This window comes from Colwellia sp. BRX8-4, assembly GCF_014077345.1.
GTDB lineage: Bacteria > Pseudomonadota > Gammaproteobacteria > Enterobacterales > Alteromonadaceae > Colwellia_A.
Window position 1 is genome coordinate 94,687 of the sequence record NZ_JACGVS010000009.1, and the last position, 24,554, is coordinate 119,240.

Annotated in this window: 17 protein-coding genes; 6 read left to right on the top strand and 11 right to left on the bottom strand. The window is 37.4% G+C overall.

The features are described from left to right. Positions 1–17 precede the first annotated feature (17 nt). The 9 genes from H4J56_RS09595 to H4J56_RS09635 form a co-directional block, all read right to left on the bottom strand. Positions 18–1,652 carry a M28 family metallopeptidase gene (locus H4J56_RS09595; RefSeq protein ID WP_182259246.1) on the bottom strand — a complete coding sequence of 545 codons (1,635 nt, stop codon included), beginning with the start codon at positions 1,650–1,652 and terminating at the stop codon, positions 18–20. Positions 1,653–2,709: 1,057 nt separating this feature from the next. Next, positions 2,710–4,260: a LytS/YhcK type 5TM receptor domain-containing protein gene (locus H4J56_RS09600; protein WP_182259247.1), complete on the bottom strand. Its 1,551-nt coding sequence runs from the start codon at positions 4,258–4,260 to the stop codon at positions 2,710–2,712. 15 nt (positions 4,261–4,275) lie between these two features. Beyond that, complete coding sequence (locus tag H4J56_RS09605) at positions 4,276–5,814, bottom strand: PAS domain-containing methyl-accepting chemotaxis protein (protein WP_182259248.1); 1,539 nt, start codon at positions 5,812–5,814, stop codon at positions 4,276–4,278. Positions 5,815–6,617: 803 nt separating this feature from the next. After that, positions 6,618–8,630: a TonB-dependent siderophore receptor gene (locus tag H4J56_RS09610; protein ID WP_182214272.1), complete on the bottom strand. Its 2,013-nt coding sequence runs from the start codon at positions 8,628–8,630 to the stop codon at positions 6,618–6,620. 734 nt (positions 8,631–9,364) lie between these two features. Then, positions 9,365–10,837: a serine hydrolase gene (locus H4J56_RS09615; protein ID WP_182214270.1), complete on the bottom strand. Its 1,473-nt coding sequence runs from the start codon at positions 10,835–10,837 to the stop codon at positions 9,365–9,367. Positions 10,838–11,501: 664 nt separating this feature from the next. Next, positions 11,502–12,215, bottom strand: a complete 714-nt coding sequence (locus tag H4J56_RS09620) for an ABC transporter substrate-binding protein (protein WP_182259249.1) — start codon at positions 12,213–12,215, stop codon at positions 11,502–11,504. Between the two features lie 587 nt (positions 12,216–12,802). Further along, positions 12,803–13,069 carry a DksA/TraR family C4-type zinc finger protein gene (locus tag H4J56_RS09625; RefSeq protein WP_182214266.1) on the bottom strand — a complete coding sequence of 89 codons (267 nt, stop codon included), beginning with the start codon at positions 13,067–13,069 and terminating at the stop codon, positions 12,803–12,805. Between the two features lie 165 nt (positions 13,070–13,234). After that, positions 13,235–13,618: a VOC family protein gene (locus H4J56_RS09630; RefSeq protein WP_182214265.1), complete on the bottom strand. Its 384-nt coding sequence runs from the start codon at positions 13,616–13,618 to the stop codon at positions 13,235–13,237. 262 nt (positions 13,619–13,880) lie between these two features. Beyond that, positions 13,881–14,747 (bottom strand): LysR family transcriptional regulator, encoded by an 867-nt coding sequence (locus tag H4J56_RS09635; RefSeq protein ID WP_070374516.1) that lies wholly within the window; start codon positions 14,745–14,747, stop codon positions 13,881–13,883. Between the two features lie 150 nt (positions 14,748–14,897). On the opposite strand from H4J56_RS09635, the gene H4J56_RS09640 reads away from it, so the two are divergent. The 6 genes from H4J56_RS09640 (at position 14,898) to H4J56_RS09665 (ending at position 20,637) form a co-directional block, all read left to right on the top strand. Beyond that, complete coding sequence (locus H4J56_RS09640) at positions 14,898–15,224, top strand: multidrug efflux SMR transporter (protein ID WP_070374515.1); 327 nt, start codon at positions 14,898–14,900, stop codon at positions 15,222–15,224. Positions 15,225–15,356: 132 nt separating this feature from the next. Beyond that, on the top strand, positions 15,357–16,487 hold the full coding sequence (locus H4J56_RS09645) for an S-(hydroxymethyl)glutathione dehydrogenase/class III alcohol dehydrogenase (protein ID WP_220465933.1): 1,131 nt from the start codon (positions 15,357–15,359) through the stop codon (positions 16,485–16,487). A 56-nt stretch (positions 16,488–16,543) separates the two neighbouring features. Continuing rightward, entirely contained in the window at positions 16,544–17,383 is an 840-nt protein-coding gene (fghA, locus tag H4J56_RS09650) for an S-formylglutathione hydrolase (RefSeq protein ID WP_182214263.1), read from the top strand. A gap of 123 nt (positions 17,384–17,506) precedes the next feature. Beyond that, on the top strand, positions 17,507–19,072 hold the full coding sequence (gene gshA / locus H4J56_RS09655) for a glutamate--cysteine ligase (protein ID WP_182214261.1): 1,566 nt from the start codon (positions 17,507–17,509) through the stop codon (positions 19,070–19,072). An 80-nt stretch (positions 19,073–19,152) separates the two neighbouring features. Beyond that, positions 19,153–20,079: a bestrophin family protein gene (locus H4J56_RS09660; RefSeq protein ID WP_182214260.1), complete on the top strand. Its 927-nt coding sequence runs from the start codon at positions 19,153–19,155 to the stop codon at positions 20,077–20,079. A gap of 33 nt (positions 20,080–20,112) precedes the next feature. After that, the gene (locus tag H4J56_RS09665) at positions 20,113–20,637 is read left to right on the top strand and encodes a YqhA family protein (protein WP_182259250.1); all 525 of its coding nucleotides are present in this window, start codon (positions 20,113–20,115) and stop codon (positions 20,635–20,637) included. An 832-nt stretch (positions 20,638–21,469) separates the two neighbouring features. Here the strand turns inward: H4J56_RS09665 and H4J56_RS09670 are convergent. Together H4J56_RS09670 and H4J56_RS09675 are read right to left on the bottom strand one after the other, a co-directional pair. Beyond that, the gene (locus tag H4J56_RS09670) at positions 21,470–22,687 is read right to left on the bottom strand and encodes an IS110 family transposase (RefSeq protein ID WP_182214256.1); all 1,218 of its coding nucleotides are present in this window, start codon (positions 22,685–22,687) and stop codon (positions 21,470–21,472) included. A 486-nt stretch (positions 22,688–23,173) separates the two neighbouring features. Then, positions 23,174–24,361, bottom strand: coding sequence for a YbfB/YjiJ family MFS transporter (locus tag H4J56_RS09675; protein ID WP_182214254.1), 1,188 nt, complete (start codon positions 24,359–24,361; stop codon positions 23,174–23,176). Positions 24,362–24,554 lie beyond the last annotated feature (193 nt).

The following is a 24,554-nucleotide window of genomic DNA, read 5'->3' on the forward strand; positions in this document are numbered from 1 at the left end:
TACTCGCTTAGCTATATTTAGCGTTTAAACTCTGATGTTTTACTCCATTGTGGCCACACATTTTCTTTGGAAAGCTGATAACCAATGTCAAAAAATGCTTGCATATCTTCTTCGGCGCCAGAAAGATCCCATGTATCATTATATTCATCACAAAGGTTGTGATAACACTTACCAAGACTTTCCTTTAATTGAGTTCGCAACACTTTAGTCGCTTCATCAACGGCAGTTTCTCCCGTTTTAGCATATAACGCCGGAATGCCGATATTTGCAAAGGCAAAGTGATCAGAGCGGTAATAGATACCAGCAGCAGGACGAGGATCACCGGCTATAGTGCGGTTTTGCTTCTTCGCTGCATCACTAAGAAAGTTATCAAGTTCTGACTGCCCTAATCCATAGACAGAGACATCGCTACTGCGACCATTCACCCCTAAAGCATCCATATTAATATTTGCAACTGTCTTAGCCGCTGGAATAATAGGATTAGCCGCATAAAACTTAGAACCTAACAACCCTTGTTCTTCTGCAGTTACTGCCATGATGGTAATGGAACGCGCTGGTGCAACAGGCAATTTAGCAAAGGCTTCAGCGACTTCAATAAGTGCCCCAGTACCCGATGCATTATCGACAGCGCCATTATAAATTTGGTCGCCAATTAAGCTGGTATCTTTGCCTAAATGATCCCAATGTGCGGTATATAAAATATGCTCATCAGGCTTAACGCTTCCGGGTAAAGTGGCGATAAAGTTATAAGACACTGATTCTTTCACGGTGTTATTTACGGTAACAGAGGCTGTTAAGTCACCCATATCAAGATGATAACTTCCCTTGGCAGCCGCAACTTTAGCCTGTTCGAAGTTGACACCGGCTTGAGTAAATAATTCTTTGGCAACATCGCTATTTATCCAACCTTCAACCGCAACACGGTCTTTATTTTTGTCTTCACGCACAAAGCCAAATTGAGGACCAGACCACGAGTGTTTTACTACCGACCAATCGTATGATGCCGGAGCGGTTTCATGAATGATGATCGCACCTTCAGCACCTTGTCGGCTAGCTTCTTCATATTTATAGGTCCAGCGCCCGTAATAGGTCATCGCATTACCGTTGAAAAGTTTAGCGTCTTGAGTTGCAAAACCCGGATCATTAACTAAAATTACAACGGTTTTACCTTTAACATCCAAATCTTGGTAATCATTCCAGTTGTACTCTGGCGCATTAATACCGTAACCAACAAAGACTAATTCTGAGTCTTTAAGTTGTTCAAGGTTACTTATGCGAGCAGAGCCCATTACCATATCCGTTCCGTATTGATAGTCTTTATCACCAATTGACAATGTCATGTCTGGTGATGCCTCAATTGACACCATAGGTACAGCTTGCAGGAAACTATTACCATTGCCTGGCTTAAAACCTATTGCCGTTAATTGTTTAGTTAAGTAATCAAGCGTAAGCGCTTCACCTTTACTTGACGGTGCGCGCCCTTCAAACTCATCTGAAGCAAGTACTTTGATATGCTCAATAAGTTGTTCTTTGTTAATGCTTTGATAACTCGCCGCAACATCTACTTCGGTATTTTTTGAAACATTACTTTCTTTGCCACAGCCACTTACCAGCGCTAAAGTAAATAAGGTTAAAGCTATTTTATTTTTCATTTTTTATACTTTTATTAAGAATGACACTTGGATTATAAACGAGTATTGGCGGCGTTTGATAGACTTAGTTGAAAAGTTATAGTCAGCAAAGAGTTAACTAGTTAATAAAGTATTAAGTCAGTAAATAAACGCATAGTATAAGCAAGGTCATCATATGAATAATCTTAAAATGATGACCTTGTGTGCAAGCGCATAATGTTTGAGATTACCAATCACTAAATGAGATTGGCTTCTAATGATCATTTTTGCCACTTTTGAGACATTAGCACTAATGCGATAAAACTGAATTCGGATTAGTATTAATAACACTCCATTAATAGCCAATTGCTATTTGTCATGCTTAAATGTCTTTTTATTTTTTTATCAGAAAATAATAATGATAAGTCACCGTAATAGCCCAAACTTAAAATCAATTTAACTATTATTTAAACAAAACCTAACGCATAAATTAACCGGTAGTTGTGTTTCACTGAAGAGTATCCGTAACATGATAGAAATAATGCATTAAAAAGTATATGAAGGCTAATGTCAGGAAGGTACAAAGCCGAACTAATATTGAAACTAAAAAGCAGTCTATAGAAGACTGCTTATAGCCCAAACTCTCAGCTTACAATTTTTATGCAACGCTATGTAAATTCAAAGGTAGTTTGACACTAAACTTATTACTGATTTAAATCTACAGAGCCTTTTTTCGTTGATATTTCCAAATTACGCAAGTTCAAAATAGTTTTCACACAGCCGGAGCCAAAAGCTGACATTAACTTTTGAGTTACTAACGGCTGTTCAGAGCCTAAAGCGGTCAAAAAGGATGGAAAATATTCACCTCAATTTAAGTCAGCTAGGATACGAAAACGGACGTTCCCCATAAATGAGTGCATGGGACTTTTTATGATGTTTTTTGCCAGTAAGTCGCTCAGCCTGAGTGTGAACAAAGCCACCATTGCAGTCGTTAGGAGGTTACATAATTAGTTTTCAGGAAGACGTCGATTATTGCTTCCATTGTAAACACTGTCAGGCCGTTTAGTGCCATTATCCTCCGATGGGAACTACTTAGTTGTTAGCTATCATTAAATTTATCCCTAATAGCTAAAAACTCATCTAGATTATCAAAAAATATATCAATTAACTTGGGATCGAAGTGCTTTCCTTTCTCATATTTAAATAGGTTGAATATTTTTTCTTCATCCCATGCTTTTTTATAGCAACGTTCGCTACCAAGAGCATCAAACACATCGGCCAATGCCGTTATACGCCCGTATATATGGATATTTTCGCCACTAAGACCTTGCGGGTAGCCACTACCATCATATTTCTCATGATGCTCATAAGCTACGATAGCTGCCGCTTTTAGAAGTGGTCTTGATGAGTCCATTAGCATATCACGACCAATCTGCGCATGTGTTTGCATGATTATCCATTCTTCAGCATCAAGTTTACCTGGCTTATTTAATATAGCATCGGGTATGCCTACTTTTCCAATATCATGCATTGGACTCGCCTGTTTGATAAGCTCTGCTTCATCTTCATCTAAACCAGAATAAAGAGCCAACAACTTTGAATACTCAGCAACCCTTCTTACGTGATTACCTGTCTCTTTGCTACGAGTTTCACCAATTTCCCCCATCCTGAAAATAACTTCACGCTGCGTTTCTTCTATTTCTTCGTGGAGTTGTTCGATTTCTTTTCTATCTGTAATATCGAATCTTGTGCCTATATATCCAATATGCTTTCCATCAGAATCGAATTCAGGTTCTATTTGTGACTCTACCCAATAATGTCCCCCACATTTCTTTTTATTTTTCAATACAATGTGGATACTCTTTTTTTGCTGTATTGTTTTCCATAAGTTTTCAAATACTGATGAAGGCGTATCTGGATGCCTTACGATACTATGTGATTGTCCCACCAACTCATTCAATTCGAAACCACTTATTTCACAAAATGCTTTGCTAGCATGCGTTATTTTTCCTGTTAAATCTGTTTTTGAAAAAATAACATTCCTATCAAAATCATCGAGTGTTGTACTTAATGCCTGCTCTATATTAATACGGTCTTCAACGTCTTTTAAAAGCATGCCTAGGAATGCTGTAGCGGGTGTAAAAACAAAAATGAGCGGAAAAGCAATCAATGACACTAACCCCACAACAACATCTGCTGGTAGCTGAGTAATAAATAGTACTTCGACAACGTGCACCAAAAGGCCAAATAACAGGAGCTGTATGATGTTAACTTTCATCAAGCCTTTATGAACACAATAACGATAGCCTAAACCAAGGCAGGTAGATGCGATAACGACTGCAACACCAACATAAACGCCCCCACCACCAAGAAATAACCGATACCCACCTGTAAGGGCAGCAGCAATAACTGAAACAACTGGGCCACCGAATAAGCCCGCCATACTCAGGACTACCGTACGGGGGTCAAAAATGACTCCTGGGTTAATTTCAATTGGCAGCATCATGCCTATAATGCAAATCCCTCCAAAAATCCCCCCTGACACTACTTGTTTTATAAGTCCATTTTTTTTTATAAAACGAACGGTAAAGCTTTGTAATAAACAAAGTGACATTAGTAGAGCTGTAGCCTTGATGAGTTCAATTATCATAAGTGTAAGGGTTTCTTATTTAAAGGTTGTACTCAGTTTTCCTATGTCTTCAGCACTTTTATTTACGGCTATTCCATAGTTATTCACTTGCGAAGCAAGTATGGTGTTTTTCTTAGAAAGATCATCTATGGTATGAACACTATGCGTTATTTGATTGGCAACAACACTTTGCTCTTCAGCCGCCGTTGCAATTTGAGCTGTCATATCGCTAACATCATTAACATTGTCAATAATATTTTCCATGGCTTGTTTTATTTTAGTGCTATCTTCAGAGCATTCTTCGGCATTAGCTTTACTAGCAAGCATCACCTGACTCCAATTTTCTAACGTTTTTTGTAATTCCGTTACTGAGCTTTGGATCTGAACGGTTGCTCCCTGAGTCCTACTCGCAAGAGTTCTTACTTCATCGGCAACAACAGCAAAACCTCGACCCTGTTCACCCGCTCTTGCCGCTTCAATTGCAGCATTTAAGGCAAGTAAATTTGTTTGATCCGCGATTCCCTGAATTTCAGACATGATCGTTGAAATTTTATTGACATCGGTTACCAATTCAAGCGCATTACTGGCAGCTTTTTCAACATCATCCGCCAAACAATTAATTTTGTTTTGGCTGATTTCGATAACATTGATATTTTCCCGACATTCGTTTTGTACGATTAAAACTTTGTCATGTGTCTGATTGGTATTTAAACTGACTTCAGCAATCGTCGCACTCATTTCAGTGATCGCGGTTGCAAATTGTGCAAGATGTGAGTTCTCTTCTTCTATACTTTCGAGCATTTCTATTGAAGCGCTCTGTAATTTAGTAGCAAGCCTTACCAGTTCCTGTCCGGAATCATGACTTCGTCCTAGTATTGTTCTTATCCGAGCTTTATATAATTCGAGAGGGTAAGCGATAATACCCAATGCTCCCTTTCCCGAGAAAATTAGACGTGACGGACTATCAAATAGTTTTTTCGTGGTCGTGACATAATTTGGAAAGGTGAACAGTTCGGGTGAAAAAACCAGAGAAAGCAAAGCGATACAAATTAGCAACATGATAGATGGAACGATTGAGCTTGTATATGCCCAAACACCAAAAGATGCCAGAGTAATGAGAACAATAGCAAATAACCTTCTCAGGTTAACGTTAGTCTCTAAACCTGAGACTGAACGCCCATTGTTCAGGGTATCGTATAGCTGTTGAGCGTTTTGTTTTTGCTCGTGACTCGGCAATGTTCTAACGGACTGATAGCCAATAACTTTTCCATTTTCATAGACGGGGGTTACGTAGGCATCGACCCAATAGTAATCACCATTTTTACAACGATTTTTAACCATGCCTCGCCAAGAGTTCTCTTGTTTAAGTTTACTCCATAAATCAGCAAAAGCAGCTTTAGGCATTGATGGATGTCGAACTATATTATGATGTTGTCCAACGAGCTCATCAAGAGAGTATCCTGCAATTTCACAGAATTCCTTATTAGCGTAAGTTATTCTTCCCTCAAGATCAGTAATAGATACTAATTGTTCATTTTCTGAGAAATTTCTTTCACTACCTAATGTATGATTCATAACACTCAATATTAATACGCCAATAAAAACCAGTATTTTAGATTGATTAAAAACAACATCAAAGCTAATAATTCGATGTAAATTAAAATAAAAACTAATAACTTGATCTAGATCAACATAAATACTAATTGGCAATTAAAATTAAAGCAGGTGCAGAAAATAATCTTAGATGATTCTGGTATCCAGCAATATAAAAAGGCGGTCAACGGTTAGCCCATTATTAATATTTCACAAAAAAAGGGGATTTTATCATTCTAACGGGACAAATCACCTCGTACTTGACGGGGAGGATTAGTGCATAGCCTTTGATTAGTAACTTCCGCTTTTGGCTAGCACTTGTCTTAAAGATCAACTAACTTCTAATGACCGCTATGTCGGAACACTTGTCGCTAGATGAGCCAAAGCTAACGTATATATTCGTATCTTTGTTAACATTAAGCTAGTGATCATTAGAGACTTCTTCAACTAGCCATAAGCCGACATTAGCTTTTGTGCATCCTAGATCATATTTAGCAATAATATTAGCCAAGATTTCCTGCTCACTTGTGGGGATGGTTTAAGCCCAAAACTGCTGTTGGACTTTCATTTCTAAACACTAACTTTTACCTTATTTCTTACATCCCACAAATTATTTCGGTATTTCAAAATCACTTTGGAAACAAAGCAGAAAGACACAGTGTTCGAATTTAGGCTCCCACTGTTAATCTATATACGGGCATAAAATAAGGGCGAGCCATTACTTTATTGAGTTCACAATGAAATTTAATTGACTTAAAATCGTCCAGTTTCAGTTGACCATGATACTAAAAATTATAACTAAGTTTTAGTATCGTCTGGCGTCCTCGTGCAGGAAATGCTTGTACGTTTTCATCTACTCCTAAAGATGTATGTGATGATGTGGCATAGCTCTCATCAAGTAAATTTGAAATAGTTAACGATAGACTTACTTCTTTTGATAGTTGATTTTTTATATGGCTATTTAACAGCCACAACGAACCTTCGTCTAATACTTTTACCTTAGAGCGCCAATTACCATTGAGATTGAACGACCAAGATTGGTATTGGTAATAAGCACTGAAATTCAACAAACTATCTGGAGAAAGATCTTCCGACTTGGGTAGTCCTGATGATTGTTCCAAGTGTGTTTTGTTTTTTGATAAATGAGTAGCAGAAGACACTAATCTAAAGCTATCTATTGGTTGCCAAATCAATTCTAATTCAATACCTTCAACATCATTTTTAGCAATATTATCTAACGCATGGACCCCATTTTCATTGGCTTTATAACCTATAATATTCGTTTGTCTGTTAGAAAATAACGTTGCCGTAAACTGTGATTGTGTATATGAATGTAGATAAACAATTTCGGTGGTGCTAATTTCACTGGCTTCTAAATCTTGGCTACCTTGAGTGAGACCACTCTCTTCATCGTACATATCGCCAAGCGATGGGGCTCTATAAGCTTGACCATGAAGAAACTTAATCGTTTGTTTTTCATTTAAATGATGCACCAAAGCAAACCTAGGCATAAGTGCACTGTTAATATCGTTGTAACCATCATATCTAAGACCCGCTGTCATTTGCAGAGCCGATGTTACTTGCCACTGCGTTTGCAAATAGGCACTGGAAATTTCTCGTTTTTTATCTAAAACTGTTCTTTGTTCGTCTTGATCAAACGTAATCACTTCAGGTAGTTGAGAAGAATCGCCATATATATCAAAATTACTTCTTAAATAAGCGTCAGGAACCTGACTTTGAGAGTAAGACAAGCCAGTATTTATTTTAAAATCTTCGTTTAATTGATATTTACCATTTAAAGCAAAATCTATCGCATGATATTTAAAGTCGGTTCCAAAGAGAAAGTCCACCTGCTCAAAGGGCACTTCTCCCTTGGGTACCAATGCACCCAGTTCTCGTCTTTTTGCTTGCTGGTAACTAGTACTAATATCCCAACTCATTGTCTCAGAATTATATATTCGCTGATCTATACCGGCGATAAAATGTTGTAACTCAAGGATGTTTACCCCATCTCGTAAACGTCTAAAAAGATAATAATCGGATCTTTTTGTATCCAAAAGTTGAGCAAATAATTTTGTATCTTTATGAGTAAGATAAGCACGAAGTTGAGTAGATTCTCTAGGATCACGTGTAGTTGTTTGAATTTCATTACGGTCGAAAACATCATTATAGTGATAACCATCATCCTTGAACAAAGACAAACTTGCTCCTAACTGCCAATCTCCTAATGTGTGTGATGTGTTTATTAATAATTTTTGAGCACCAAAGTCTCCCAATCCCACAGAGATTTTATTTTGGGGCTTAGTTAAAATATTAATAACACCACTAAATGCATTCGAACCATATATTGAAGAACCAGGACCTCTAATGATTTCAACCCTTTCAACATCAGCTAGGTCCATAAATTGAATAAAGAAATTAATGCCACCCGTATAATCATCATTCACTCTATGGCCATTGAGTAAAATAAGTAGTGTATTGGCGTATGTTTGTGCGTGACCACGCATGACGATATGTGATTGGTTTCCTTCGACCGGATTAACCATACTATAAAAACCGGGCACTTGACTGATAAGTTCAGTCCAAGAAGTAATACCCATTTTATCAATATCATTACGGGTAAAAATAGTAACCGAAGAAGGACTGTTTTTGATTGTTTCATCATTTTTTGATGCGATTGAAACCTTCAAATTAAGTAAATCAGTTAATGACAAGTCAAATAAATCTATCGACTCTTCGCCAAAACATAAAAATGGAATAAATAAAAGGGTAAATAAGAAATATTTGATTAGATTCATACAAACTTTAGATTATTCCACAAATGTCTGAATTATAGTTTAAATATTAAGAATAGGTAATTATTTAAATGTAGTTACATAGTTAATTCAGCCACCTAATTAACTGAACCTGTGGCATATTTTTTGTAACTGTCCACTTTATATAAGGTCGGCTTGTCGGATCTCCTGTCTTTAGCATGTAAACTCTAATGACGGCTTTGGTGGCTTTGAAGTTGTTGATTATTAAGATGACGGTAGCTCAACGTCTAATGAACACTCTAAACAGCTTAAATATCTATTGATGCTACGTGCGCTAACGTATCTTTGTTAACATTGAGCTAGTGATTATTAGAGACTTTTTCAGCTAGCCAATTACAGACATTATTTTTTTGTTGAATCATGGTCATATTCATGACAATTCTAACAAAATTTACTGCTTATTTGTGGAGCTGGTTTGAACTACATTGCTGTCTTTGAATATTCGTATCGGAAGGGGAACCATATACCATATTACTGATATTACTGATATTATATTGTCTAATTTAGTATGTTGTATATATTCACTTCGCTCATAAAAGTCGGCACGTTCATAGTCAAAATCACTTAGCCTTTACAAACTGACATATTGCTTGGGAAGTGATTTTTTTAGTAGTGAATCGCAAGGTGAAGGAGGGAATAAATATCCCTCCGGTTTTACTTCATGACCAGTTATAATTTTGGTTTTATTACATTAGTATTTTACTCTGTGAATATGCTTATTTGGATTCAATCTCTTTAATCACAGTAACAGCGTGTTTATTGTCAGGTTCTAACTCTAATGACTTTTTATAGCTTTTTAATGCTTGTGCTTTTTGATCGTTGACGAGATAAGCTTCACCTAGACTGTCATAAGCATTGCCTGATTCAGGATGTTCAATGGTATTAAGTTTCATAATTTCAATCGCTTCAACAACTTTATTTATTTCTAGTAGTTGATAACCCATATTGTTTAGGTGATGTTCTGCAAATTCATATTCATTAGATTTAGATTTAGATTCTTTTAAATCATGATAAAGCCGAATAGCTGAGTCGATACCTTTTTCTTTTATAGTTTTGTATAAAACACTAACAATCGATTTTTTGGGCTCGTCAAAAGCTTCACCATACAGAATTCTAATGATGGCATCAGTCATCTCATTAAGGGCAGCTCCGCCAGTATTATTAAGTTGTACAATCATATGTTGATCCTGAGGTAATCGAGTGATCAGTGTTTGAAATCCATTGATACCACCACTATGGGCTATTGATTTAATTTTATGGTTTGGTTCAGTTAATTCAATATCTTTTACTCCCCAACCGTACGAATAGTTTTTTAAATATGGAGTGAACATTATTACTTTGTTTTTATTATTCAGAAGTTTTTCGGTATAAAGAGCTTGATCCCATAAATATAAATCTTCAACAGTCGAGTAAACTGAACCTGCGGCGTAAGGTAATGACATGTCTAAATAATTAGCATTTGTGTATCCGTCTAATGAATTAGTATATCCACTTGCTCTATTCTTAATTAGTGGTTTTGCGTTATCGAAACCAGAATTTTTCATACCTAACGGAGTAAATATTTTTTCTTGTAAAACATCCTGATAAGTTTTTCCAGTGACTTTTTCAATAATATTACCCAGTAAGAAATAACCTGAATTGTTGTATCTAAAAGTAGAGCCTGGTTCAAATTCTAACTCCCCGCTACAATATTTTTTAGTAAAATCATCAACACTGTATGGGTCTCGACTAATATCACTGAAGAAGTCTGGTAAACTGGTGTAACTGGGAATGCCTGAAGTGTGTGTTAATAAATGATGAACTGTAACTTTATCACCCGTATCTTTTCGGTAATCGGGAATATATGCTGTTATTTTTGCGTCTAGCTTTATCTTATTGTCTTGCACAAGTTGCATAATCAACATGGAAGTGAATTGTTTGGTTAATGAAGCTATTCTGAACTTAGTATCAGGTGAATTAGGAATATTCCATTCCATGTTGGCCAAGCCATAGCTCTTTTTAAAGATAATTTTTCCACTCTGTGACACTAACACCGAGCCAGTAAATTTTCCGTAATCATTATATTTTTGTACTAAATTTTCGATTTGAGATTTTTTTTCGTTTGCAAATGCATTATTTGCAGAGACTAAAAGTGTTAGTGTTAAAAATAAAAACACCCGAAAAGTGAGTTTTGATTGTGGCTTTATCATGTTCATCCTTATTGATTAGATATAGACATTATCCTAGTTACTTTATATAAAAAATGAAAGTTGATTTAAGGAGAACAATTAAAAAATACATCTAACATTTTGATGTGTGTTAATTTATTGTGTTGAATTTGTTCTGTTTTATTGGGTGCGTTAACTTTTGAAATAAGAAGATATTAAAAACCAAGAGCCAATTTAATCACTCACACCTCCAGCTAACTTACTCAATAGAAACGAATTGTTGAAAAGTTCGCTTTGTAAGTCCAACTTGTAATAACTGCGCTCAAGGCAACTACGGAAGTTAAAATTTATTACTAGTCACTTCTATACTAAACAGAGTGAACGTTACAAATTGAACATAGAACGACTGCTATGCTGGCTTAGTGGTCTTTCAGGGTAAAGGTAAACCTGCGCCTTCTAAGGACAGCAAACAGATGGAAAAATATATTGATGGTAATGTCAACAATCGTATCTTTGTTAACATTAAACTAGTGATCATTAGAGACTTCTTCAACTAGCCAAAAGCTGATGTTAGCTTTTGAGTTACTATCTGTCGTTCATAGCTTTAGCTGCAATTATCGAGACTAAGAGCTAAGTGAATTTGCGTCCAAAGCTGAATACTTCCTAGGACTAAATTACTTACGCATACCCAAAAGGAAAATTACTTTTAGAGATTTGATGCGCTTTTTATTTTATTCAGCTCCTTATTTACTTTACTAATATTTATCGTTCCCTTTCTAAATGCTATATACACAGGGAGTGCATAATTCTTAATAACATCAACATCCACTTTAAAATTAGGATGTTGATTTTGTAATAAATATTCACCTACAATTTGGCTGGTAATAACTACATCTACTCTTTTTGCCACTAACATTTGAAATAAAATGTCATTTGATGGTAATTTATGTATTGCTGCATTTTCCAGCTTATGCACGCTGGGGATATCTAAATGTAAATTTATACCTCGATGCACGCCAACTGTTTTATTAGATAAATCTAAATTAATATTATGATCGCCTTTAGCAGCGAATAAGGCAATTTTTGTCACATGTGTTGGTATGCTTGTGTAGTCTAAATACTTTTCTCTATCTGGAAACTTTCCTAGTGAGAAAAAACAGTCATAATTATTTCGTGGGATTTCGACCTTTAATCTAGCCCAAGGTAAATTGACTATTTCGATGTCGATTTCGAGCCTCTTGAATAGTGTCTGAATGAGATCTATATCGGAGCCAGTAAATACCTTTTTGGATTTATCAAAAGTAGTATAAGGTGGGTAATGGGTTGTAGCACAAATATATTTTTGAGTGCTATTAGCATCAGTAGCGGCTATTAAAAGACATAGTAAAATCAAATTTGATATAGAATTTTTTAGTGACATAAGCTAATAAAAACACATAAATAAATTATAGTCATATTATATAATTAAAATTTGGATTGAAAGTGAAGTTTCAAAGCTTATTAATCTAACGTAATTGTTACTATCACTTAATGAACGGCAACCCTTCTTTTTTAAAATATAGTTGACCTACTCATGTCAATGTCTTCTTTATCGGATCACTTGTCACTCGATAAGCTAAGGCTAAGGTCTTCTTTCGTATCTTTGTGAACATTTAGGCAGTTACTTCTTCAACTAGCCAATAGCTGACATTAAGCTTTTGCACATTAAGGAGCATTTTTAGGCTAATATTAGCCTAGATTTACTATTAACTTGTGGGGCTGGTTGAACTCACAGCTCATTGCTGCCGTTGATATTTAGGCAGTGAACGTTAATAATTTACCGGAATAATAACTAGAACAACTCTTTGATCTATTACACTTTGTACCTTGATTTCACGCCATGGTCATTTAGATTGCATAAGAAGTTACTTATTAATGCCAATGTCAACATTTATTCTGAACGTTGGGTAATCTAGTCTGGACTGGACTAATACTTGTTAACAATAAAAGTGTGTTTTTTACAGCATGTTAACGAAGTTGGCTATCTTTACTTCCGCGTCGGTTATAAAGGTTATGACGGGTTTGGCTTTCTTCAAATATACTTTGGCACTTAATACATAAGTTTATACCAGCGATTGCACGACGTCGTGCTTCAGGGATTTTAACGTCACATTCTTCACAATATAATAAGCTGTCGCCCATGGGTAATTGATTACGAACCTGTGCTACCGCGTCTTCCACGCTAGAATCGATTTGTTCTTGAACTGCTCCATCCTTAGACCATCCGCCCGCCATAAATTTCTCCTTTATTAATAAAATGTGTTATATAAAAACTTTTGATAAATCCCCCTAAATATGGAGCCAAATCTATGATGATAAAAATAGGTTTATACTGCTTCTGAATGCAAAAAAACACCGACTAATCGGTGTTTTATATTTTGATTAAGAGGTCGCGTTAATTTACGCTTCTTTAAAGCAGTAGACGGCTAGCTTGTTGCCATCAGGGTCGCGAGTATACGCCGCGTATGCATTTGGTGCCCAATCTCGTGTACCAGGAGCGCCTTCATCAGGGCTACCAGCAGCTATTGCAGCGGCATGGAAAGCGTCAATCGCTGCGCGGTTCGGTGCTTCAAAGCTAACAGTAACGCCGTTACCAACACTAGCTGGTTGGCCATTTGCTGGTTTTAAAACAAAGAAAGATGGTGCGTCTACGCCCCAAATAGTGCCATTTTCATCTAAATCAGCGATGCGCTTAAGGCCAATTGTATTTAAAACGTTATCGTAGAAAGTGCGTGATTGAGTTAAGTCGTTAGTACCAATAGTTACATGAGTAAATATGCTCATTTATATCTCCATAGAGTAAAGTTAATTATTTGCTTATCGATGTGTAGCTAAATTGCTACGACTCGTTTCGATGGAGGTATAATATACCTTTCTAAATAAATGATAATACCTAGTTATGTAAATAACCTTTACCTGATGGTAACAATGACATTTAATTAGAAAACAAATAAAGAAGGGGGAGTTTGTATGCAGTGGCGGATATGCACTACATACATTGATGCGCTATATAAAATCTGGGTATACAGTTGAGAAAAGAATGAGATTAAAGTAACTGCTCAGCTAAATAGTCAACGAGTAATCTAATTTTAGGTGATAAATGGCGATTTTGAGGATAAACCGCCCATATACCTTCATCAGGCGCACGATAACTGTCTAACAAGGTAACCAGTTCGCCACGTTGAATATGATGTTGAACATAGTAATCAGGTAACTGCACTATCCCTAAACCTTTGAGTGCTGCATCGGTTAAGCTATAACCATTGTTGTATCGTAACCTCCCCGTTACTCGGATACTTTTTTCTCTGCCTGACTCTCTAAAATGCCAGTGATCATTTGTTCCCAATAAACAACTGTGCTTATTAAGCTCTGATATAGAGTGTGGTATCCCCTGTTTTTCTAGATAGCTTGGCGAGGCACAAACATAGTTTGTTCGCTTACCTAATTTTTTTGCCATCATTGTCGAATCACTTAATTTACCCAGACGAATAGCTAAGTCATACCCTTCATCAACGATGTCAATTTGACGATTGCTTAAATAAGCAGACACTTCTACATCGTTATATTGCTTCATGAAATTATTCACAAGGGGCAATACCTGTTTCTCACCATAGGTGACGGGAGCAGTTAGTTTAATTTTCCCTTGAGGTTTAGATTGCAAGTTTGTAATAGCACGTTCTGCTGCATCTAATCCATCGAGTACGCTACGACAGTGTTGATAAAAAACACGTCCCTCTTCGGTTAAGGATACTTTGCGTGTTGTGCGATAAAATAATTTGATATTAAGGCGCTTTTCTAGCGCACTTATCTGGCGACTCACTTGCGCTGTTGATATCGCCATTTTTTTTGAAGCGAGCGTAAAGCTCTCATTTTCCGCAACATAAACAAATTCGCTGATACCATCCCATTGCATGATTGTTACCCCTGTGTACAAGTGATTTACTAAAACAGCATATTATCATTTTTTATAAGATAGTTATAATAGCTTCCATCAACAAAGCGCAACCTATTAAAAAAATAAAGTTTTGAGCTAGGTTATGTCTATATTTATAAGGGTGAATACATGAGCTGGTTATTTCTTTTATTAGGCGTTATCGCTGAAACATTATCTCACGTTGCGTTAAAAGAAACAGAAGGATTTACCCGCCCGATACCAAGTGCTTTGGTGTTAATAGGGCACCTTGCGGCTTTTATGTTTTTGTCGCAAGCAATGAAAGGCATGCCGGTTGGTATTGTTCATGCTTTATGGGCTGGATTAGCGATTGTAAGTGTAACGTTATTATCAACTATCGTTTATCGCCAACACTTAGATTTAACGACCTGGGCAGGTATGGCACTTGTTGCCACAGGGGTTGTATTAATTAATTTATCTCAAGGGCATGCACACTAAGTGACATGCTAGAGTAAAAACATTCAATAATAGGCTTAATGCTAATTATTACAAAAACTGAAAGTGAGTAACTCAAAGGTTATTTACATGATTATTATTTAAACCAATATTTAAACAAAAGTGAGAATTCAAATGACTGACAAATTTATCAAATCAAAAGCAGCGATCGCTTGGGGCCCAAACCAACCGTTATCTATTGAAGAAGTTGATGTAATGCTACCGCGCAAAGGTGAAGTATTAGTTAAAGTTATTGCTTCTGGCGTATGTCACACCGATGCATTTACTTTATCTGGAGATGATCCTGAAGGTATTTTCCCAGTGATCTTAGGTCACGAAGGTGGTGGTATTGTTGAACAAATAGGTGAAGGCGTAACGAGTGTAAAAGTTGGCGACCATGTTATTCCTTTATACACACCAGAGTGTGGCGAATGTAAATTTTGTTTATCAGGTAAAACTAACCTTTGTCAGAAAATTCGTGAAACACAAGGTAAAGGTTTGATGCCTGATGGCACAACGCGTTTTTATAAAGATGGTCAGCCAATCTTTCATTACATGGGTTGTTCAACCTTCTCTGAATACACAGTGTTACCAGAAATTTCGTTAGCGAAAGTTAATAAAGCTGCGCCATTAGAAGAAGTATGTTTACTAGGTTGTGGTGTTACAACCGGTATGGGCGCGGTAATGAATACAGCCAAAGTTGAAGAAGGTGCTACGGTAGCTGTCTTTGGTCTTGGCGGTATTGGTTTATCGGCTGTTATTGGCGCTACTATGGCGAAAGCGAGCCGTATTATTGCTATCGATATCAACGAAAGTAAGTTTGAGTTAGCGAAAAAATTAGGCGCTACCGATTTCATTAATCCAAAAGATTACGACAAACCTATTCAAGACGTGATTGTTGAACTAACCGATGGCGGCGTTGACTACTCGTTTGAGTGTATTGGTAACGTAGACTTAATGCGTTCAGCGTTAGAATGTTGTCATAAAGGTTGGGGCGAATCAGTGGTTATTGGTGTTGCCGGTGCAGGTAAAGAAATCTCTACCCGTCCGTTCCAACTAGTGACTGGTCGTGTATGGAGAGGCTCTGCGTTTGGTGGTGTTAAAGGCCGTACTGAGTTACCTGATTACGTTGAACGTTATTTAGCCGGTGAATTCAAATTAAGCGACTTTATTACCCATACCATGGGTCTTGAAGATATTAATGAAGCGTTTGAGCTAATGCATAAAGGCGAAAGTATCCGTACTGTAATTCATTTTGATAAGTAATAGTTAGTTTTGCTGCCCCACCACTTTGTAACGGGGCAGCATTTTGAGGTTCAAACATGACAATTGAAAATTTAAGTGCAAGCAAAAATTTTGGTGGCTGGCACAAGCAATATAGCCACCAATCTAAAACGTTAAATTGCCCAATGCGATTTGCTATTTACTTGCCGCCACAAGTCTCCAATGGAGAAAAAGTGCCAGTGCTATATTGGCTTTCGGGTCTTACTTGCACCGATGAAAACTTTATGCAAAAGGCAGGAGCACTGCGCATGGCTGCCGAATTAGGTATTGCCATTGTTGCGCCTGATACTAGTCCGCGTGGTGAATACGTAGCTAATGATGATGGTTATGATTTAGGTCAAGGCGCTGGCTTTTATGTAAACGCAACCCAAGCTCCTTGGAATCGCCATTACCACATGTACGATTACGTGGTGAATGAGTTACCTCAGATAATTGAAGCGACGTTTCCTGTATCTGATAAACGCGCCATTAGCGGTCATTCAATGGGCGGACATGGCGCATTGACTATTGCGATGCTAAACCCGGAACGTTATCGCTCAATGTCAGCCTTTAGCCCCATTTGCAATCCAGTGAATGCCCCTTGGGGGAAAAAGGCTTTTACCGCTTACCTGGGTAAAGACAAAGCAACTTGGCACAATCATGATGCCAGTAACTTAATGCGTCGAGCGACCACGCTTATCCCGGCCAAAGTTGATCAAGGTGGAGCTGATGACTTTCTGAAAGAGCAGTTAAAGCCTGAAACACTAGAAGCGGCAGCAAACGTCAATAATTATCCATTAGAGCTGTCAATTCATGAAGGTTATGATCACAGCTACTATTTTATTTCGAGCTTCATTGAAGAACACTTGCGCTTCCATGCAAAGCACTTAAATAAGTAGTTATCAGACTGTCTTAGATAAAACTGCCGTGTCATGGATGACATCGCAGGAGTTTTTATCCGTTATATTTTTCATCAGTCATATTGAGCTACATCAATCCTCCCTATTTTAAGGAAAACTGTCTTGTCCGATTTATACCAGACTCGTCTTCAACGACTATCAGCCTCAGAAAACTTACCCCTGTTAATTCGTATCCAGCGTGGTATTGAAAAGGAAGGTTTAAGGGTTACGTCGCAGGCAACAGTGGCTCAAACCGGACACCCACAGGCACTCGGCTCACCGTTGACTCATGGCAGCATCACCACAGATTATTCTGAAGCCTTGCTGGAATTCATTACGCCAGTGTCTCAACAAGTTAATGACAGCATCGATTACCTGACTGATTTGCATAAATTTACCTTGAGCCAGCTTGAGGGGGAATACATTTGGCCTGCGAGTATGCCATGCCAACTGGCAGGGGATGAAAGCATTCCTATTGCTGAGTATGGCAGCTCTAATATTGCTCAGATGAAAAATGTATATCGGCAGGGCTTGGGGCATCGTTATGGGCGCACCATGCAATCTATTGCTGGTATACACTATAATTTTTCTATGCCGGATGACTTTTGGCCTTACTATCAGCATCTTTGGGGCGATAAAGGTGATATTCAGACATTTAAATCACAACGTTATTTTGGTCTTATCCGTAACTTTCGCCGCCACTCTTGGTTATTAATTTATTTATTTGGCGCTTCTCCAGCACTAGACAGTAGCTTTATCGGCGATAATAAATCCGACAAATTAAGCAAGCTAGGTAAACATACCCTAGGATTACCTTTTGCCACCTCCTTGAGAATGAGTGACCTTGGATATCAAAGTAAGGCGCAGAGCGAACTAAATATCAGCTATAGCAATCTAGAAAGTTATATTGAAGGTATGGAACAGGCAATGAACCGCCATTATCCAGAATATGAAAATATAGGTGTTAAAGTTGACGACGCGTATCGCCAACTCAATGCAAACATTCTGCAAATCGAAAATGAATATTACAGTGAAGTACGCCCCAAACGTATAACTCTGCCGGGAGAAAAACCCGTGGCAGCACTGAGCAAAAGAGGCGTTGAATATATTGAAGTTCGTATTCTTGATACCAACCCCTTGTTACCTGTTGGTATTGATGAACAGCAGATCCGTTTTCTTGATACTTTTTTACTGTATTGCCTGTTATCAGATAGCCCTGAATTATCTACAGTGGAGCAGGAAGACATTAAATTTAATCAACAACAAGTTATTCTACAAGGGCGTAAACCATCATTGTCGTTGAAGAAAAACGGCGAGCTTACTGGTTTTGATATCAGCGCTAATAGGCTATTGGTTGAGATGACAGCTATTGCAAAATTACTCGATAATGCACATGGGAATGAGTCATACAGTAAAGCGCTCACTGTCCAAGTTAATAAGGTGGAAAATAGCGAATTAACACCGTCAGCTATCCTCATGCAAGCTATCGAAAAAGGTAATGAGTTTACTGATTCAATGTTATCTCAAGCTAAAGAACATCATGCTCACTTCACCAATAGTGGCTTATCGGCTAAAAAGGTTGCTCATTTACAACTTGCCGCGAAAAAATCATTAAGGCTGCAAAAGCAGCTGGAAGCGAGTGATGAAAGTTCATTTGATGTCTTTCTACAGAGTCACAATGCGTCATAAAATTATTTATAGAGGGCTGACTTGTATCGGCAAACTATACTCAACCTAACTAATTCGGAAACATCGACTTCGAGGCAATAATGATTGTTAGAAATAAACCCAATGCATTCCAGCTGTTTTTTATTATACGCGGCTCTGTTGTACCACTTATTTTTCCACAAATAGCTTTTATGACTATTCTAGGAGCAATGGTAGCGGCGACTCAATATTATTATCCAGCAGTATTTCCAAATTTTACCTTGGCTCCGTTAGCGCTCTTGGGCATAGCATTGTCATTGTTCCTTGGTTTTAGAAACAATGCCTGTTATGACCGTTGGTGGGAAGCACGCAAGCAATGGGGACAACTCATCGTTGATTCTCGTAGCTTATCCCGTCAGGTGACTTCATATATCGATGGGGAAGCTAAAGGCGGAGTAGAAGTACAAAAACGCATGATACATTTAACTATCGCTTTTAATCATGCCTTACGACATCAACTTCGACAATCAGATCCTTGGCATGATATAGAAAAATATCTTGAACCAGAGGATATTGAACCGCTACGTCAGTCGAAAAATTTACCTGATGCTTTGCTACGTTTGATGGGGAAAAAACTAGGAACCTGCGGCCATAAAAAATTACTCTCAGACTTTTTAATGCAAAGTCTCGATGATCATATTACCTCAATGGCCTCAGTTCAGGCAGCATGTGAGCGTATTCAGAACACACCACTGCCGTTTGCTTATATGCTGCTAGTTCAGCGTACCGCTTATCTTTATTGTTTAATATTACCTTTTGGTATTGTTGCTTCACAGGGGTTAGTTACGCCGTTATTTTGCGCAATAGTGGCTTATACGTTTTTTGGTTTAGATGCCTTAAGTGAAGAGTTAGAAGATCCATTTGGCCTTTCTGCTAACGATTTAGCGTTAAGCGCAATGTCTCGTACTATTGAAATTAACCTATTAGAAACTTTGGGTGAAACCGATTTACCCACTCCTATTCAACCCGTAAAACACCGACTTGAATGATCTATATGAAAAAGCTATTGAAGGATTTAAAAAATGAAAGAAACATTTAATGTATTTAGATTTATTAGTTGGATAGCGATTATCTGTTCGCTATTGGGATCTGTTTTATTGTTTATCGTTGGGGCAATGAAGACTTATTCGGCCTATACGACGGTGTTGTTTGGTCAAGTGGCCAATGAAAGCTTGTCCCACCTTGATACATCGGAAGTAGCAACGACTTATTTAATTAAATCGTTAGACACATTCCTCATTGCGCTTGTCTTGTTTATCTTCGCTCATGGTGTATTTACCTTATTTATTTGTGATAAGAAAGTTACAAATAAAACCTCTGTTCTCAGGTGGATAAGCACACCAAATATTGGTCGTTTAAAGAACATTCTGGGCGAAGTTATTGTTATCATCTTGTTTGTTAAGTTTCTTGAAATCATTTTGATTAACTTAAATAGCCTCACATGGGAGATATTAATACTTCCTGTTTCTATTCTCTTACTTGCTTTGAGTTTAAAGTTTTTAGGATTAGGTCGTGAAGAGAGAAAAATTGAAAATAACAGTGATTAAGTAATTCTCAGTGAACCTTATCGATAAAATAGTACCCTATGAGAATGTATAAGGTGACTTGTACGTTCTCATAGCAGTTTGTTAATTGTGATCTTGTGATAGTTATCCCTCTTTGAAATATAAATTCACCATCGGATCTATAATCCCCTCATCCCCCCCAGCAAATTAAATTTTCCATTTCATTTAAATATAACTTTGTCCTTATCTTTTTAACCTGCACTAAAACTCAATTACCCATGCGCTTGGTTGTTACAGTTTAGTAATTATGTTTTGCAAATAATGCTATTTATCCCCTTTGGGTAATTGTGTATTATGCTACCAACAAATAAACTTCTGAGTAAAAACAACATATATATGCTAGTGACTACCCAGCAGTATGACCTTTTATGGTAATCGACATTAAAAATATTGAGGTATAAAACATGATGGAAGCTACTTTACTTAGCATGGGAGTAATAGGAAAAGATGATCTTATGACAATAGAGACAACACAGAAACTCCTCAAAAGAATGTTAGTTTGGTCAGCTTCACTTATGAATAAGAAATGCAGAACAAGTAGCTGTCAATTTGATTAAAAATGAAGGAACAAGAAAGGCCGTTGTCTCAGTTATTGTAATAGCTAATAGTTTGGCCACTCTTTTGTGTTTTTCTATGACGTAATAGAGGCCAAAGCGTCATAGAATCAATATTATATTTCATCTGAATCTTCAAAATATCAGTGACCGCTTAGGTTGCTTAGTTATCTGTCAAGATAAGATAGTTCTACGCTTTTAACACTACAAATAGCTCAAAAATCTATCGATGCTAATGTCAGCTCTACGCCCTGAGACCTTTAACAAGCTTTTTCTTTAAAAAGTAATGGCGAATTTCTGTCGCTCAACGCTTTTAAATACTTGGCTTCATTGTATGGCTCTTTAGTTTTCCAGCATCGAAATACGATCCGTATCCACTTAAATGCTAATGAACGCACAGCTGCCTGGTGGGTATTACCTTTTTCCCTTTGTTGCTGATAATAAATTTCCGCCCAATAAGATTGCCTTATGCTTTTAGTAGCCCATTCTATAAATGATTGGCGAGTAAATTTAGAACACTGATATCGCCAATGAATCCAGCTCTTTTGACCACTACGCACTGTTACGGGTGCTATCCCTGCATACATTTGAATTTCCGATGCGCTATTGAATCGACTACGGTTTTCCCCAATAGCCACTAGTAACCTAGGAGCTAAACACGGGCCAGTACCCGGTAATGAGTTGTAAAGCTCTGCATCGGGCAAGGCATTAAACAACTCACTAATTTCTCTATCAAAGACCTTAATAACCTTCACAGCAACAAGCAGTTGGTGTGACTCGATAACTGCGTTATCGAGAGTGAGCGGCTCTGCTTCACTAATAGATTGAATTCGCTTAACGCTATATGCCGCAGTACGTCCAGGGTATGAGCAAAAAAACTTTTTCAACGTATCCGGTCTGGCTCTTTTAAGTTTTTGTAGGTTGGGCCAACGTGTAATGAAATCACAAAATATCCCCGATCCTCGGTGTGAAAACCAATCGAGTAAGTGAGGGTAATATTCTTTAAGAGTAATGATTAGTCGGTTGCTAAACCGCCTTTTATCATCGACTAACTTACGACGCTTTTCGACTAGATACGTCAATTTCCTAACCGATTCACTTTCCATTTTTAATGCTTTAATTTTATTCGGATATCTCAGCATTAAATCTAAAGCAAGCTCTGCGTCCGTTGGGTCGTCTTTTGCACCGCTGGGTGAAAAAGCTTTACGGTATTGAGCTAACATTGAAGTGTTAACTGGGTGAATAGTGACAAAATCAAACTTTTGAAGTGCGTAAACTATAGGCCCTTTGGATAGTTCAATAGCAACAGCTATTTGTCCTTTGTATTGCTTATGAAGACTGCTTATCCATTCGTTGATCGACTTAGGTGAGTGCTTAATTACTTCAAACTTTCGTGTACTTGAATTAGCCACTTGAACGCAGACATCGTGTTTATCATTTGCCCAATCAATACCAATATAAACTGAAAACTTAGTCATAATTACCTCCAATTGTCATTGTCAGCATGTATGCCAAAGCTTTTCGAAAGCGATATAGATAGCGTTTATGCGCAAGCCCTGAGTATTCGTTTTTAAGCTAAGGCGTACCTATGACATCGAAAGTAAAGCGGTAACCATCGAAATGATATCGTATCAATATTCGTATGAAATAGGCACATGGTCTGAACACCCTAATTATAGGTTTATTCAGACTGAAAGGACTATATCGTATCTAAGAAGACCTTAAGTTTTTCAACTCGTTATGTAAAGCGCACAAAGTGATCCTAAATATTCCGGTTGAATCTCAAGTATTATGATTGAAAAGTCGTTTTTCAAAAAAGCCACCTTAACTGCATCCCTTTAAAAAACCACCAACCGTAAATGAGACTAATATCAATCGTTATGCGCAGTAACACTTGATAATAAACTTACCGTTAACCTACAGTGCGCTTTATCTGTGCCTGCAGATAAAGCATAAACTAAAATCTACAGCATGGTTTGATTGGCTTCTTTGAAGTTTAGCTTGGCATAAGTCAATAACAAAATACCACCCGCAACGATAATAGCCGTTAAATATAAGGCATAGTTATAAGTAGTAAATTGTTCAATAAGTGCCACACAATACAAGGGGGCAATAATTTGGCCAAGGCCGTAAGCTGATGTGATTGCGCCCATGATAAAAACTGGGTTTTTATTGGACAGTTGGCCAGCAAAATTCATAAACAAAGCAACTAAACCTATAAATGTTGCGCCAAAAAACAAACCACTAATAAGGTTCATAATAATATTATTCGAAAAAGTAGGAATTAAAATACCAACAATCTGCAACAACATAGCGGCCATCATAATATTAATACTGCCAAAGCGATGTGCTAAACGCATCCATATAATGCAAGAAGGGATGCCAGCAACACCAACGGCTAACCATACATAGCCGCCATATCCTGCTAATCCGTCTAATGAATTGACGATATCAGGCAGAAATGTTGCTTGTACCACCATACCGATACCTTCGGTAAAGTAAGCCAAAATTAAGACAATAACCATAGGTGAAAAAAGCGTTTTATCAAACTTGTGTTTCACCACTTCACTGCTTGGTTGCCTATCAAACCTTAAGATATAAGCCGAATAGCAAGATAAAAAAGCGCCAAGGATAGCGAGTACTAGCCATGCATCTTTCCAATCGCCACCAAAATAAAATACCGCTCTCATAACTAAATCAGTAATGACAATTGAAAAACCTAAACCGCTAAAGTGGATACCCATCGCCTTAGTCTTATTGGTGTCTTTTAGCTTTAACATAACAACAGCAGAGCCAACAACGAGCGCCATTGCCGCACCAAATCCCGCCAATAATCGCGCAATAATCCATAGAGTATTATTTTCGGTAATGCCTAAAACAAAAGAAGAAAGCACACAAAGGCACAAACCAAATCTAAAATACCTAACCTTGGCATGTATATCTTTAATAAAAATAGAAAAAACAGAGCCCATCAAATAGCCAAGATAATTGATTGAGGCAAGTACACCAGCGAAGGCGATGCTGATTGACTCCTCTAGCATAGTCGGTAACAGCGACGTAAAAACAAAACGAGCGACACCTACCCCAACCACAAGGGCTAAGATACCTGCTAATAAAATTGAGTAGTTACTGTCTCGGTGAAATTGTGGCATATTTGTCCAAAAAACATTTCTTCGCTATATCTTACACTGTATAACTAAAGGGGTAGATAGGTAAATCACCAATAATGATAAATGCTATACAAGATAGTCATATAAATAATAATGACCAGAGACTTTATCTTTATAGATTATTTGGCACAAAAAAAATGAGTGCCAAGGCAATGATAATATTTAGTGCAATGAA